General features: G+C 39.5%; 8 protein-coding genes, 6 tRNA genes, 1 other RNA gene and 1 pseudogene. 13 read left to right on the top strand and 3 right to left on the bottom strand.

Annotated features, from left to right (window positions below):
• Positions 1 to 37 precede the first annotated feature (37 nt).
• Positions 38 to 763 carry a tRNA (guanosine(46)-N7)-methyltransferase TrmB gene (trmB, locus tag AOR04_RS14040; protein WP_008133787.1) on the bottom strand — a complete coding sequence of 242 codons (726 nt, stop codon included), beginning with the start codon at positions 761 to 763 and terminating at the stop codon, positions 38 to 40.
• A gap of 161 nt (positions 764 to 924) precedes the next feature.
• On the opposite strand from trmB, the pseudogene mutY reads away from it, so the two are divergent.
• Positions 925 to 1,985, top strand: a pseudogene (gene mutY, locus AOR04_RS14035) (A/G-specific adenine glycosylase).
• Positions 1,986 to 2,018: 33 nt separating this feature from the next.
• Positions 2,019 to 2,291: an oxidative damage protection protein gene (locus AOR04_RS14030; protein WP_007378389.1), complete on the top strand. Its 273-nt coding sequence runs from the start codon at positions 2,019 to 2,021 to the stop codon at positions 2,289 to 2,291.
• A gap of 59 nt (positions 2,292 to 2,350) precedes the next feature.
• On the opposite strand, the gene AOR04_RS14025 is transcribed toward AOR04_RS14030, so the two are convergent.
• The gene (locus AOR04_RS14025; RefSeq protein WP_096793699.1) at positions 2,351 to 5,125 is read right to left on the bottom strand and encodes a hybrid sensor histidine kinase/response regulator; all 2,775 of its coding nucleotides are present in this window, start codon (positions 5,123 to 5,125) and stop codon (positions 2,351 to 2,353) included.
• Positions 5,126 to 5,463: 338 nt separating this feature from the next.
• On the opposite strand from AOR04_RS14025, the gene AOR04_RS14020 reads away from it, so the two are divergent.
• The 9 genes from AOR04_RS14020 to AOR04_RS13975 all read left to right on the top strand — a co-directional run bounded on the left by AOR04_RS14020 (position 5,464) and on the right by AOR04_RS13975 (position 12,676).
• A tRNA-Phe gene (locus AOR04_RS14020) sits at positions 5,464 to 5,539 on the top strand.
• Positions 5,540 to 5,610: 71 nt separating this feature from the next.
• Positions 5,611 to 5,686: transfer RNA gene (locus AOR04_RS14015), tRNA-Thr, on the top strand.
• Between the two features lie 55 nt (positions 5,687 to 5,741).
• Positions 5,742 to 5,817 (top strand) — tRNA-Phe (locus AOR04_RS14010).
• 57 nt (positions 5,818 to 5,874) lie between these two features.
• Positions 5,875 to 5,950: transfer RNA gene (locus tag AOR04_RS14005), tRNA-Thr, on the top strand.
• Positions 5,951 to 6,017: 67 nt separating this feature from the next.
• Positions 6,018 to 6,093 (top strand) — tRNA-Phe (locus tag AOR04_RS14000).
• Positions 6,094 to 6,195: 102 nt separating this feature from the next.
• A tRNA-Thr gene (locus tag AOR04_RS13995) sits at positions 6,196 to 6,271 on the top strand.
• Between the two features lie 603 nt (positions 6,272 to 6,874).
• Positions 6,875 to 8,290: a TolC family protein gene (locus tag AOR04_RS13985; RefSeq protein ID WP_096793698.1), complete on the top strand. Its 1,416-nt coding sequence runs from the start codon at positions 6,875 to 6,877 to the stop codon at positions 8,288 to 8,290.
• Positions 8,280 to 9,596 carry an efflux RND transporter periplasmic adaptor subunit gene (locus AOR04_RS13980; RefSeq protein WP_096793697.1) on the top strand — a complete coding sequence of 439 codons (1,317 nt, stop codon included), beginning with the start codon at positions 8,280 to 8,282 and terminating at the stop codon, positions 9,594 to 9,596. The genes AOR04_RS13985 and AOR04_RS13980 overlap by 11 nt, the downstream gene beginning before the upstream one ends.
• Positions 9,593 to 12,676, top strand: a complete 3,084-nt coding sequence (locus AOR04_RS13975) for an efflux RND transporter permease subunit (RefSeq protein ID WP_096793696.1) — start codon at positions 9,593 to 9,595, stop codon at positions 12,674 to 12,676. The genes AOR04_RS13980 and AOR04_RS13975 overlap by 4 nt, the downstream gene beginning before the upstream one ends.
• 184 nt (positions 12,677 to 12,860) lie before the next feature.
• On the opposite strand, the gene ssrS is transcribed toward AOR04_RS13975, so the two are convergent.
• A non-coding RNA gene (gene ssrS / locus AOR04_RS13970) (6S RNA) lies at positions 12,861 to 13,043 on the bottom strand.
• 193 nt (positions 13,044 to 13,236) lie between these two features.
• On the opposite strand from ssrS, the gene AOR04_RS13965 reads away from it, so the two are divergent.
• Together AOR04_RS13965 and pepP are read left to right on the top strand one after the other, a co-directional pair.
• Positions 13,237 to 13,800 carry a UPF0149 family protein gene (locus tag AOR04_RS13965; RefSeq protein ID WP_007378383.1) on the top strand — a complete coding sequence of 188 codons (564 nt, stop codon included), beginning with the start codon at positions 13,237 to 13,239 and terminating at the stop codon, positions 13,798 to 13,800.
• Between the two features lie 28 nt (positions 13,801 to 13,828).
• A complete protein-coding gene (gene pepP, locus AOR04_RS13960) occupies positions 13,829 to 15,151 on the top strand; it encodes a Xaa-Pro aminopeptidase (protein ID WP_096793695.1) in 1,323 nt (440 codons plus the stop codon).
• Positions 15,152 to 15,165: the final 14 nt, after the last annotated feature.

Raw genomic sequence — 15,165 nt, 5'->3', positions numbered from 1 at the left:
GTTTTATTAAAAGTGAGATTAAGTAATTAAAATTTAATTACTCAGTACGCTCAAACATTAAATCCCATACGCCATGGCCTAAACGATGGCCGCGTTGCTCAAACTTAGTAAGAGGGCGCAAATCTGGGCGTGGAACATAATCGTTTGTTTCAGATTGGTTTTTAAAACCAGGTGCTACTTTCATAACTTCAAGCATATGCTCTGCGTAGTTTTCCCAATCTGTAGCCATGTGAAAAACACCGCCCATTTTTAATTGAGTTCTTAATTTTTCAACAAACTCAGCTTGTACAATACGACGTTTATGATGACGTTTTTTATGCCAAGGATCAGGGAAAAATAATTGCAGTGTGGTTAAGCTTTCATTAGGTATGCAATCTGCAAGTACTTCAACTGCATCGTGTTCAAAAATACGTAAGTTGGTAATGCCTGCTTCATCGGCATCCATTAAACAAGCACCAACGCCTGGGCGGTGTACTTCAATACCGATAAAGTTTAGATGTGGGGCATTTGTTGCCATTTCGACAAGCGATTTACCCATACCAAAACCAATTTCTACTACTACATCGTTGTTGTTGCCAAAAACTTCGCTTAAATCAAGCATACCGTTTTTATGCTCTAGGCCCATTGTTGGCCAGCATTTTTCGATTGCAGCGGCTTGGCCTTTGGTTAATCGACCTTCGCGTTTTACAAAACTGCGAATGGTGCGGATGTATTTACCTTCTTGCTTAGCTTGCTCAAGGTTAGTGTTACTTGATTCACTCATATTATTGGCCTGACAAAAACAATGTGTTTAAAAATGGTTGCATATTATCCCTGACCGAGCCCGCAATCACAAGTATTAGCTGGTTTTACACCCCGTATAGCTTGATCTTTTTGTTAACTGCAATAGACTGAGCCGCCATTGGGCATCAGTAAAAGTTAAAAATGTTGGATTTAAATAAAGAACAGTCACACTGGTTTTCTAATCAAGTTGTTGATTGGTATCACCTTCATGGGCGTAAAACACTCCCGTGGCAGCTAGGTAAAACACCTTATAAAGTGTGGGTGTCTGAAGTGATGCTGCAGCAAACCCAAGTTATTACTGTTATTCCGTATTTTGAGAAATTTATGGAGAGCTTTCCAGATATCATAGCTTTAGCAGATGCTGACGAAGATCAAGTATTACACCACTGGACTGGTTTGGGTTATTACGCACGTGCGCGTAACTTACATAAAACAGCCAAAATAGTACGTGACAAATACCAAGGTGAGTTTCCAAAAACACTCGATGAAGTAATGGATTTACCTGGAATAGGGCGCTCTACTGCCGGGGCTGTTTTATCATTGTCGCTTGGGCAGCATCACCCTATTTTAGATGGGAACGTTAAGCGAGTATTAGCGCGCTATTTTATGATTGAAGGCTGGTATGGTGTTAAAAAAGTCGAAAACCAGCTTTGGCATTTATCAGAGCAGTTAACGCCTAAAGATAATGTTACCGAGTTTAATCAAGCTATGATGGATTTAGGGTCGAGTGTTTGCTCACGCAGTCGATTTGATTGCGAGGCTTGCCCATTAAACTCAGGCTGTGGTGCTTTTAATACAGGCAAGGTAAAAGAGTTCCCACATTCAAAACCTAAAAAAACAACGCCTAAAAAAAGCTGTCATCAGTTAATAATTAAGTGTAATGACAAAGTTTTAATGGAAAAACGACCTAATTCGGGAATTTGGGGGGGTTATTTGGCTTTTTTGAATTTGCTGAGTACGCAAATCTAGAAGTATTTATGGCGCAGCAAGGGTTTAAGGCTCAGCTAAAACAGCTTGATCCATTTGCACATATATTTTCGCATTTTGAACTAACGATAAATCCACACGTACTGAATATAGAGTGTATTCCTGATGTTGTTAATGACAGACAGTTAATATGGTATCCATTAGATCAGTCGATAGAAGTTGGTTTGGCCGCACCGACTAAAAAGTTGGTTAAACAAATTGCACCAATAGGTTAAACTGTTTGCATTTATCGCTAAAGAGAATTAATTATGGCACGTACAGTATTTTGTCAAAAGTTACAAAAAGAAGCAGAAGGTCTTGGGTTTCAATTATACCCAGGTGAAATTGGCGAAAAGATTTTTAATAATATTTCCAAAGAAGCATTTGCTCAGTGGCAACATAAGCAAACAATGCTGATTAACGAAAAGCATTTAAATATGATGGATCCAGAACATCGTATATTTTTAGAAGAGCAGATGGTTGGCTTTTTGTTTGAAAATAAAGATGTAGAAATTGAAGGTTATAGACCTCCAGAAAAGTAATTTTACTTTAAATTAAAAAGGGCTGTCTAACAGCCCTTTTTAATTTTGTTAAACGATAGCTAAATTAGCTCATCGTCTTGTGCGGCAATTTTCACTTGTTCTTTTAAAAATTGAGCCGCTTTTGAATATTCAATCTCTAACTTATCTCTTAAATAAATTAGCTCATCACTTGTTAGTTCATCAGCCTTACATTTATCTTCAAATGACGTTGCTAAATCGGCCACCATTTGCGCACCGATTGTCTTTGATATTGACTTTAACTGGTGACAGCCTTCAATTATTTCATTTAAGTCACTTACCATAACACCCGAATTAATAGATTTAATTAAACTTTGGCTTTGTTCTAAATACATTTTGAAAAAACGCATTTGTTTAGCTTTATCACCGTTTACATATTTAGCAACGGCATTCATATCAACAGGTAAAGCGGTATTTTGATGAATAACAACATTTTTACCGTTGTTTTGTTTATCGCTCCAGCGTTTTAAAGTACTTTCTAATGCATTCAATTCAATGGGTTTAGTGATGAAATCATTAATACCTACTGCTAAACAGCGCTCTTTCTCACCTTTTAAAGCATTGGCCGTGACGGCTACAATATAAGGTTGGGCATCGATTGCTTCTAGTAACTCAGCTTCACCTCGGATTTTTTCAACCATGTCGTAGCCAGACATTTTAGGCATATGTAAATCAGTTAAAATAAGTGAGTAATTGCCTTTACGCCACATATTAAGGCCTTCTACGCCATCATTGGCAACTTCTACTCCGTAACCCAATATGTGTAACTGGTCGGTTAATACCTGTTGATTTAAGAGGTTATCTTCAACAAGTAGTATTAGTTTGTTAGCTTGGCGGGCTTGCTCAACATTCAAATAGTTGTTAAGCGTTTTAGTTTTCTTAATCTGTTTTGGTTGGTGCAGGCCAGCGGCAACAAGTATTGAAAGCATAAAGTTAGATTTACATAATGGAGCTGCATTAATATAAAAAATATTTTTATGATTTATGGCTGCTTCATCTAGTTTGCTCAGCACTACCACTTGTTGGTTATTATCTTCCAAAGAATAAAGCAAACGTCTCAAAAGTGCGTTAATTTTATCCATATTGTCGATACCGTCGACGACCCAAATTATATCCGGATCATATTGATGCTCTTCAATTTCCTGCTCATTATACACATTCGTTATTTTAGCACCCATAAATGATAAATAACGATACATTACTTTTTGACGCTCAAGGTGATTACTCACAACAACAATATGTTTAGCGTTTAATGCTCCTTTGTGATCATATTTTATTTTCCCCGAAGTGCTAAATGGGAGCTCAACAGTGAATTCACTACCAATGCCAATATGGCTGTTTACGTGTATGGTTCCAAGCATTAGCTCTGTTAAGCTTTTACAAATAGATAAGCCTAAACCGGTACCGCCATATTCTCTTGTGATTGAGTTTTCTGCTTGAATAAATGGATTGAATATTTCTCGCAATTGAGCTTGTGTCATCCCTTTACCGTTATCGGTTACACAAAAACGTAAAGTGAAGTGATCGGCTGTATTATGTGCAACTTCAACTGAAATTTTCACATGGCCCTGCGTTTTTTCATCCGTGCTAGTAAATTTAATTGCATTACTACATAAGTTATAGAGTACTTGGCGTACTCGAACAGTATCACCTATAAGGTTAATCGGAATGTCTGGGGCAATAGATAGCTCTAAATCAAGCTCACGTTTTTTTGCCACTGAGGAAAGCACTCGAGCAACTTCTTCAATAGTATCAGTTACTGAAAATGGGATTGGGTCTATATTGAGTTTACCAGCTTCAATTTTTGAGAAATCTAAAATGTCGTCCAATATACTTAGTAGAGAAAATGCAGACTCACGAATAATGGTACTCAGACGATGCTGAGCGCCATCAAGCTCTGTTTGACGAAGTAAATCAATAGTACCTATAACACCATTCATCGGTGTTCTGATTTCGTGACTCATAGTTGCTAAAAAAGTTGTTTTAGTTTCACTTGCTCGTTCGGCCTTTAACGTTGCTTGTTCAAGGGCCAGTGTGCGGTTGTGCACTTCTGTTTCTAAGCTGTTTTGAAGCTTTTGTAGCTCTTTTTGGGCTGTGTCGTTATTTGTCATTGCCGTTTGTACTTTTTGCAGCAACAGATTAATATTTTGCGCAACAACATTTAAACCTATTTCAAGTTGTTCACTTACATTACTATCGTAATTACCGTTCTCAGCGATGGCTTGAAGCTCTTCGGTTAGCAAACCAGTGCTTGCACGTAAGCGATTGTTTATATAAGCATTAAACATTAATGCAAATATAAACAGTGCTATAACACTGGCAATAGCGATTAGATAGGTAACAACTTGGGAGTTCTGCATGGTAAGTAAAAGGTTGGATTGCTTTTGCTTAATTATAAGCTCTCCAATAGGTTGGTCGTTTAACATTAGTAAGTGATGTAAAACACCATCGTCAATTAGGTGCTCATTTAGTTTAATAGAAGCGATTGCTGGTTTGGTACTGCTATATACTAATTCTGTTTGTGAAGTGGAGTTAAAGCGATACAAAGTGTAATGAAAGTCATTATTTAATAATGAGGTTAAATCGAGTAACTGCCTTACTTTACCTTGGCCATACATAGTTAAAGCATCGACCATAGGTAAATCAAGCCTAGTTGCGAGATCTGCAATATTTATAGACGGCTCTATTTTTTCAGAACGAGTTTGATTTTGTGAGTAAAGTGAATAGGCAACAATAGCAAGCGATGTCACTACTATATTAATGATTAAAAAAAGAGGTAGTAAGCCCTTTACCGGCGAAGAATATTTACTCTGCATTGATTGTTCCCGTTGGTATATTTTAATACGATAAGTCCTTATCGTATTTATCTGAGTAATCGTAACACCTAAAAAAAATAATTCACTACGTTTTTAGTCTGGTTTCAGTGTATTTATATGCTACATCAACTTTTGTTGTAGGAAAAATAAACATTATTAATAAATAATGTACGGGGTTGGCTGAAAACCGTGCAAACGGTTATAAAGGATAAAAAAAAAGTTGACTTGTAAGGGCAAAACTCGTTTAATACGCCGCACGCCCAGATAGCTCAGTCGGTAGAGAAGAGTGGGAATTGCATTAAAAATCATTTAAGATTTTTAATTAGCACTGTTTAAGTGCCTCGATAGCTCAGTTGGTAGAGCAGAGGATTGAAAATCCTCGTGTCCCTGGTTCGATTCCGGGTCGAGGCACCATTTATTACAGTAGTGGTGTTTAATCAACAGTTTAAACATTATTACGCGTGCCTTAGCACACAGTTTTGTGTGCCGACTTAGCTCAGCTGGTAGAGCAACTGACTTGTAATCAGTAGGTCAACCGTTCGACTCGGTTAGTCGGCACCATTTATAAAGCTAAAAGTTAAATAATTATTTTACTTTTAGTTAGCACAGTTTATGTGCCTCGATAGCTCAGTCGGTAGAGCAGAGGATTGAAAATCCTCGTGTCCGTGGTTCGATTCCGCGTCGAGGCACCATTTACTTTAAGTTCTCAATCTTTAAAATTGAACGTGCCTTAGCACACAGTTTTGTGTGCCGACTTAGCTCAGCTGGTAGAGCAACTGACTTGTAATCAGTAGGTCAACCGTTCGACTCGGTTAGTCGGCACCATTTATTTACTAAACTAGTTTAGTAAAAAGTTAACTTAGAAAATTTAGTTAACTAGCACAGTTTATGTGCCTCGATAGCTCAGTCGGTAGAGCAGAGGATTGAAAATCCTCGTGTCCGTGGTTCGATTCCGCGTCGAGGCACCATTTATTGAAAAGCCTTGCTTATGCAAGGTTTTTTTATTTTAAGTGCTTTATAAAAGTTCTCAATCTTTAAAATTGAACGTGCCTTAGCACACAGTTTTGTGTGCCGACTTAGCTCAGCTGGTAGAGCAACTGACTTGTAATCAGTAGGTCAACCGTTCGACTCGGTTAGTCGGCACCATTTATTTAAAAGCCTCGCTTATAGCGAGGCTTTTTTGTTTTCAACTTGAGAATTTAAAATACCCATAGTTAAGAGCAAAGCAACTGACTTGTAATCAGTAGTCTGTATAAGTTACCCGCTCGAGTCGGTTAGTCGGCACCATTTATTTATGTAACTTAAAGCAACTGACTTGTAATCAGTAGTCTGTACAAGTTACCCGCTCGACTTCGTTAGTCGGCACCATTTATTTAAAAGCCTCGCTTATAGCGAGGCTTTTTTGTTTTCAACTTGAGAATTTAAAATACCCATAATTAAGAGCAAAGCAACTGACTTGTAATCAGTAGTCTGTATAAGTTACCTGCTCGACTTTGTTAGTCGGCACATTTATTTAAAGCCCCGCTTATTGTGGGGCTTTTTTGTTTTTGTATAGTTAATCTCTTAAACACATTACAAAAAATTAATTTTTTATTATTAAAAACTGCTGATCATTTACTCATTTTTACCGTATAACTTGCAAATATGTTAGTTCATCGCTAGCTATGTAATGTTATGTAAAGTAGGTTGAGCAAAATTTGCCAAAGTGCTTGAATTAACCTCATAAATAGCAGTAATTTAGGTTTAATTATGATTTGGCAATGCAAGCCAACCCTATTGGCAATTAGTGTGATGCTGCTTAGCGGCTGTGCGAGTGATTTAAACTCGTCGCAGCGCATGCAAGCGCCTAATAATATGCCTCAGCAATGGCAGCAAGAAGCATCAAGCTCAGTATTAAAAGTACAAGAGCAATGGCTTACGCAATTACAAAACCCTACGCTTAACAAATTTGTACAACAAGCACTTAAAAACAACCAACAGCTTTTACAAACTAGTTACGATGTTGAAATTCAAAAACAACAGCTTATAGTATCGGGTGCTGCGCTTTGGCCTAGCCTTGATTTATCAACGCGTACAAGCCGTAGTAAAAACAACCGCCCTGTAAGCTACGACAACGCAAGTTCAGTTAGTTTAAACTTAACTTACGAGGTTGATTTATGGGGTAAGCTTTCTGACGCCAAGCGCGAAGCTAATCTTAACTATTTAGCGCAACAGGAACGGTTTGAGCAAGCTAAACAGCAACTCGTTGCTGATGTAGTAACAGGCTGGTTCGATGTGGTTACGGCGCAGCAATTACTGGATTTATTTAAGCGTCGTGAAGCCAATGCACAACAAAATCTCGATATTATTGAGTCTGGCTATCGCCAAGGTATAAACGAAGCGCTCGATGTGTATTTAGCTCGTAATGAGCTTAATAATGAACGCTCTCGCATTGCCACTCAAACAGCGAGTTTATCGGCATCAGCACGTGTACTTGAGCGTTTACTTGGTGAATACCCAAAAGGTGCCATTACTGCTAGTAGTGACTTACCTGTTATTAATACCGATATTCCTCTAGGATTACCTTCTGAGCTTATAACGCGAAAACCTACTCTACGTGCAAGTTGGTATGAGCTTTTAGCAGCCGACGCATCATTGGCATATGCGCATAAACAACGCTTTCCAAGTTTAGATTTAACAGCTTCATTAAGTGATAGTACAGACCGAGTAAGCGACTTGTTTTCTCCATCAAGCCTTGCATGGTCTTTATTAGGTAGTATTTCAGCGCCACTTTTTGAAGGAGGGCGGTTAAAAGCCAACGAAGAAATAGCGCGTCTTAATACTCAAAAGCAAGAGCAGCTTTATTTACAAACGCTTTATGACGCGTTTGGCGATGTTGAAAATGCAATTTCGCAGCAGCAGTCCCTCAAAGCTCAATATACAAGCACATTAGAGGCACAAGAAAACGCACTTGCTGCAGAGCAATTGTCGTTTGAGCAGTATCAAAGTGGCTTGGTGACTTACACGACAGTGCTTGATGCCCAAGACCGTTCTTTTGACGCGCAAAGCTCCTTAATCGATATTAAAAACCAATTAATAGCCAATAGAATTAACTTACACATTGCCCTTGGTGGTGATTTTGCAAAGCCCTCAAGTGAACTAAAGAGCAATAACGATGAAAACTAAAACAGCAAAAATTATTATTCCAGCGGTGGTTATAGTTGCCACTATTTTAATTGTTATGTTTATTAAAAATAACACGCCTGAGGCTAAACGCTTTGGGACACCTCCTAAGGCATCAATAAGTGTGGCTGCGCTTGAGCTAAAACCACAAAATTATCAAGTGATAGTAGACAGCTACGGTACGGTAAAACCACGTACACAAAGCTTGTTAGTGGCTCAGGCATCTGGGCAAATAATTGAAGTAAGTGATGACTTTAGAGAAGGCGGTTTTTTTGAAAAAGGCGATGTACTTTTAAAACTAGACGACAGAGATCATCAGGCTGAAGTTAAATCTGCTCAAGCCAATTTATTAACCGCAGAGCAAGGTTTGCTAGAAGAGAAGGCGCGTGGGCAACAAGCTATTACCGATTGGAAGCGCCTTGGCGGCTCAAATCAGGCAAGCAGCTTAGTACTACGTGAGCCACAACTAGCAGCCGCTGAAGCTGAGGTTTTATCGGCGCAGGCAGCACTTGAAAAAGCGATGCTTGATTTAGAGCGCACTAAAGTAACGGCGCCATATGCGGGGCGTATACTCAGCCGTAGTGTTGATTTAGGGCAAGTTGTTACTAACAACACACAGCTAGCCACCATTTACGCAATCGATAGCGTTGAGATTCGCCTACCAATTAAAAATAAAGATCTCCCATTTGTAAATTTACCAGAGCAGTATCGCGATGGTGCTAAAAACCAAGCGGGTTCAATTGTTAAATTTACCTCTGACTTAGTAGGTGAGCAAACGTGGCAAGGTCAATTAGCACGCACAGAAGGTGCTATAGATGAAGGCGCACAGCAGCTTTATGTAGTTGCTAAAATTAATGACCCGTATAAAGCAACAGCAAATAACCAGTACCCAATAAAAATTGGGCAGTATATAAAAGCGCAAATTACCGGCAGAACAGTCTCTAACGCACTTATAATTCCTAACAGTACAATTTATCAAGGAACGTACGTTTACATTGTTGAAGGTGGCGTACTTAAGCGCAAAGACATCACACTAGCTTGGCAAAATGCGACTCAGGCGATGATAAAAACCGGTTTAAACGCAAATGATAAGCTTGTTATTACTCCACTTGGTCAAGTAAGTTCAGGAACTCAAGTAAGTATTTTAGGTGAACAAAGTGCAGATCAACCTAAAAGCCGTGGAGCGAATGGGCAAGGTAAAGGAAAGCGCCCGACTCCAGAGCAGCTTGAACAAAAAGCAAAAGAGCTTGGTATTAGTGTTGAAGAGTTAAAAAAACGTCGTGCAGCAAAGCAAGGAGATAAGCCATGATAGCTTGGTTTGCCAAAAACCATGTTGCTGCTAACTTATTGCTAGTGACACTGTTACTGTCGGGGCTTTTTAGCCTATCAAGCAAAATACCGCTTGAAGTATTCCCTTCATTCGAAACCGACATGATAAGCGTGAACGTAAGTTTGCGTGGCTCAACACCAGAGGATGTAGAGCAAGGCGTAACAATTCGTATAGAAGAAGCCGTACAAGATTTAGAAGGTATTAAGCAAATATTTAGCCGCTCTTCTGAAGGTTCTGGCTCTGTAACAATAGAGGTTGAAACGGGCTACGACCCGCGTGAGCTTTTAGCCGATATTAAAAGTCGTGTAGACGCAATTAACACTTTTCCAGCCGATGCTGAAAAGCCAATAGTCGCGCTTGCTGAGCGAATTCGCGAAGTTATCGCGGTTACCGTATCGAGTGACTACGGCGAAAAAGAAACCCGCGAATATGCAGAAACAGTACGCGATCAAATTCTACGTTTGCCTAATGTAACACAGGTAGAGCTAAGTGGCGTTCGTGATTACGAAATTGCCATTGAAGTAAGCCAAGACGTTCTTCGCCAGTACGATTTAAGCCTTGCACAAATATCGAGTGCCATTGCTAATTCAAGCTCTGATATTTCTGCTGGTAACTTAAAAACTGAAGGTGGGGACGTACTTATAAGCTCTAAAGGGCAAGCATATCGTAAAGATGAATTTGCCAATATTGTTGTTAAAAACCAAGCTGACGGCACTATTATTAGTTTAGGCGATATTGCAATAATTAAAGACGATTTTGAAGAAACCCCAGTACGTACTCGCTTTAATGGTAAGCAAGCTGCATTTATCGACGTATATCGAATTGGTCCACAAAGTGCGATTACAGTTGCTGACGATGTTAAAAACTATATAAAAGAGCAACAAAGCTTCCTTCCACAAGGGTTTGAACTAAGTTACTGGGATGATGATTCGGAGCTGGTTAAAAGTCGAATTGCCACACTAACGACCAATGCCCTACAAGGCGGTATTTTAGTACTGGCTTTACTTACTTTGTTTTTACGCCCTGCAATTGCATTTTGGGTATTTATTGGTATTCCGGTTTCGTTTATGGGCGCGTTTATAGCGATGCCTATTTTTGGCGTAACCCTTAATATTATGAGCTTATTTGGCTTTATATTGGTACTGGGGATTGTTGTTGATGACGCCATAGTTACCGGTGAAAACGTCTACACCCATTTAAAAACAGCTACGTCGGGCGAGCAGGCCGCAATTTTAGGTACTCAAGAAGTAGCAACACCAGTAACATTTGGTGTGTTGACTACCGTCGCTGCCTTTTTACCTTTGGCCTTTATTGAAGGGGCGCGTGGTGCCTTGTTTGCACAAATACCGGTAGTGGTTATTCCGGTATTATTGTTTTCATTGATTGAATCTAAATTTGTACTACCAGCACATTTAAAATATATAAAACTACGCCACGAAAAAGGCGAACCTTCAAAGTTTGATGTTATTCAACAGCGTTTTGCAGATGGATTTGAAAACGCGATTTTAAAATACTATCAACCCACTTTAAATTTAGCACTGCGCCATAAATTGGCTTCGGTAAGCTTGTTTATTGGTGTATTTGTTATAATTTTAACCATGATCACTAGCGGTTGGACTAAGTTTGTATTTTTCCCGCGTATACCAAGCGAAACAGTCCGCGTTAACTTAACACTACCAACAGGTACGCCGTTTGAAGTCACTAATAAATACGTAATTGATATGTCGCAAAAAGCGCAGCAATTACAAGAAAAATACCGCGACCCAGATACAGGTGAAAGCGTTATTTTAAATATATTAGCCACAACAGGTGGGCGCGGTGGTGTATCTAACTCAGGTTCAGTACGCTTTGAAATAACACCGGCTGAAAAGCGTGAATCAGACATAGGATCAAGAGAGCTTGCCAGCGAATGGCGCGATTTAATTGGTGTCATTCCAGGTGCTGAAAGCTTAACATTTAGAGCTGAAATTGGCCGAAGTTCTGACCCAATTGATGTTCAGCTTAGCGGGACTTCGTTGACTATTTTACAAGACGTGGCTGATCACATTAAAACCCGTTTATCGACCTACCCAACGGTGTTTGATATTGCCGATAGCATGTCTGATGGTAAAGAAGAGTTACAAATAGAGCTTACGCAGCAAGGCTTAGCGCTGGGCTTAAATAGAGTTAATGTTGCAGGGCAAGTGCGTAACTCGTTCTTTGGCTCGCAAGTCCAACGTATTCAGCGCGGACGTGATGATGTACGTGTAATGGTACGCTTGCCTATTGAAGAGCGTCGCTCTGTAGCCGATTTACAAAATATACTTATAAATACGCCTGATGGAGGCTCAGTGCCTTTATCGCACGTGGCAACACTTACTGCTGGGCAAAGTCCATCAACCATTAACCGAATAGACCGCTACCGTACTTTAAATGTAACAGCGGATATTGAAAAAAATAACACCAACATGACCATACTTCAGGCTGACCTAACAGAGTATTTAGATGGATTAATGCAGCAATATCCTGGAGTAGATTATAAACTAGAAGGTGAGGCTAAAGAGCAGCGAGAGTCGTTTGGGTCGTTGGCTTGGGCGCTTGTGTTCGTATTTTTCATAATTTATGCGCTATTAGCAATACCGCTTAAATCTTACTTACAGCCAATTATAGTAATGAGTGTAATTCCATTTGGCATGATAGGTGCTGTAGTCGGGCATTGGATTATGGGCATGGATTTAACCATTATGAGCTTGCTTGGTATGCTCGCCTTAACCGGGGTGGTAGTAAATGACTCCCTTGTACTAGTTGATTTTATTAATAAAAAGCGCAGTGAAGGTGGAAAGTTATTAGATGCGGTTAAAATTGCAGGAGCATCGCGTTTTCGCCCTGTAATGCTAACTAGTTTAACGACCTTTATTGGCTTAATGCCATTACTGTTTGAAAAAGCGACTCAAGCACAGTTTTTAATACCAATGGCGGTGAGCTTAGGGTTTGGGATTATTTTTGCTACCTTTATTACTTTATTGTTAGTACCAATAAACTACATGATGATGGAGCGCTTTCAAGGTTGGTTTAAATAACTCCACTCTTAAATACATGACTATTAAAGCTGTGGGTAAGTAATTACCTACGGCTTTTTTATAAGCTAATAGTAATGTTAGACAATTGAAGATAAGTGAATAAAAAATTTAGATAAATATAAGAGTAAACAGGAAGGTTAATTTTTTTGATAAAGCCTTTTAAAGGCGAGGGTTTGCAAAAAAGGTGTTCCCCAAGATACGGTACTCGGTTTCAGTCCTGAAACCAGAAGGTTTCAGGGCGGGAATCTGCGGTTTACCGTAGGCTTCTCGGTACATGCCGAGCCTGCACAATAGTAGACGAACAGAAACCCTGGTATAAAATTTATCGGCTCAGGGACTTAACTAAGCTCCGGTACCCCAGGGAACAATTTAAGTATATAAGACATAATCCAATCCTTAAACCCCAAACGTAAAAAATTAAACTGTTCGCTTAGTTTTTCCGCATCTTTAACCCGTCATTTACTTAATCGCATGGTTTTTGAGCTTGATCATACAATTAATTGGAGTTGCTTTTTATCGAGTGGTAGCATTGCCTTAACTTGCAAAGCGAAGATTCGATTATGAACGATCTACCCGATTACGAAAAAGCTCAACTGCTTTTAGAAAAAAACGAAATATTTGTATCACCTGCCGAAGCGCATGGTGTAATTAGTGGTTTACTTGCGTGTGGTTTAACCATTGACGACAAAGAATACTTAGGCCTTTTAAGCGATGTGTTTAACGATGGTGAATCGTTTAGTAACGATTTAAAGCAGTTTTTTGGCACTATTTATAAGCAAGTAGTCGCGAGCTTTAATGATGATGAATTTCAGTTTGATTTATTTTTACCAAGCGACGACGAAACACTCATCGATCAGGCTAATGGCCTCGTATCATGGGTAGCAGGTTTTATGCTTGGTTTTGGCTTAAAGCAAAAAGATTACGGTAAACTATCGAGCGATGTTAAAGAAGTTATTACTGATTTTAGCGAAATCACTCGCCTAGATACCACTTTTGAAGAAACCGAAGAAGACAGCCAAGCGCTGCACGAAGTGATTGAATATGTGCGCGTATCAGCACTACTTTGTTTTGCAGAGCTTGGTAAAGAGCAAAACACGCAAAGTACTAAAAAAACACTTCATTAGTTTAAAAAGTTAAACGGGTTGGTTAATAATGGTTGAAGTACAAAAGTCAGAATTTAAAGCACGCCGCGAGCGTTTACTTGCGCAAATGGATAAAAATAGCGTTGCTATTATCCCTGCTGCGAGCGAAGTTACGCGCAGCCGCGATACCGAATATGCATTTAGACAAGATAGCGACTTTTTTTACTTAACTGGCTTTAACGAACCCGACGCTGTACTTGTACTATGTAACAACAGCGATGCACCCAGTACTTTATTTTGCCTAGATAAAGACAAGCTTGCAGAAATTTGGCATGGCCGCAGAGTTGGCTTTGATAAAGCTAAAAGTGACTACTTGTTTGATGAAGCTTACCCACTAAGTGAATTAAACGATAAGCTGCTCGATATACTAAATGGAAAAGATGCGATTTATTTTGCACAAGGTGCTTATCCTTCATTTGATACTAAAGTGTTTTTGTTACTAGGTACACTTCGAAGTGGCTCACGAAAAGGCCTTAAAGCACCGAGTACTTTAAAAGAAATACGCGGCCTTATTCATGAAATGCGTTTGTTTAAATCGCCAAGCGAGATAGATGTTATGCGAGAAGGCTGTGAAATTAGTGCGCGAGGGCACATGCGCGCTATGCGTTTTTCACACCCCGGAGCTACTGAATTTCAGCTAGAGGCAGAGCTGCATCATCATTATGCCATGAATGGTGCGCCGCACCCGGCGTACGGCACAATTGTTGGTAGTGGCGACAACGCCAATATTTTACATTACACGCAAAATAGCGACGTATTAAAAAATGGCGACCTGGTACTTATAGACTCCGGTTGCGAGCTACAAGGTTACGCCGCCGATATTACCCGTACTTTTCCAGTAAATGGACAATTTAGCGAAGAGCAAGCCGCGCTTTATAATATTGTTCTTAAAGCGCAAGAAGTTGCTTTTGAAGAGGTTAAACCCGGCGGGTTTATGTCGCATGCTAATAAACTAGCAATGGAAGTAATGACCCAAGGTTTACTTGATTTAGGTATTTTAACCGGCGACTTTGATGAGCTAATGGCAAAAGGGGTATGTAAAGAATATTACATGCACGGGCTTGGGCATTGGCTTGGTTTAGATGTACATGATGTTGGCGATTACAAAGTAAATAACGTTGAGCGTGCATTTGAGCCCGGTATGGTACTCACTATAGAGCCTGGGCTTTATATAAGCGAAGACTCAAGCGCACCGCAAAAATACAAAGGCATTGGTATTCGTATCGAAGATAACTTGCTAGTTACCGAAACCGGCCATGAAAACTTGACCCTAAGCGTACCTAAAAAAATTAGCGATATAGAAGCACTTATGCAAAGTGCTAAAAACGTATAAAGCTCGGAGAGTAA

Origin of the sequence: Pseudoalteromonas sp. 1_2015MBL_MicDiv (assembly GCF_002407505.1) — a bacterium.
Taxonomy (GTDB): domain Bacteria; phylum Pseudomonadota; class Gammaproteobacteria; order Enterobacterales; family Alteromonadaceae; genus Pseudoalteromonas; species Pseudoalteromonas fuliginea.
Note: the sequence above shows the minus strand (reverse complement) of the source record. Positions and strands in the feature narration are given on the sequence as shown.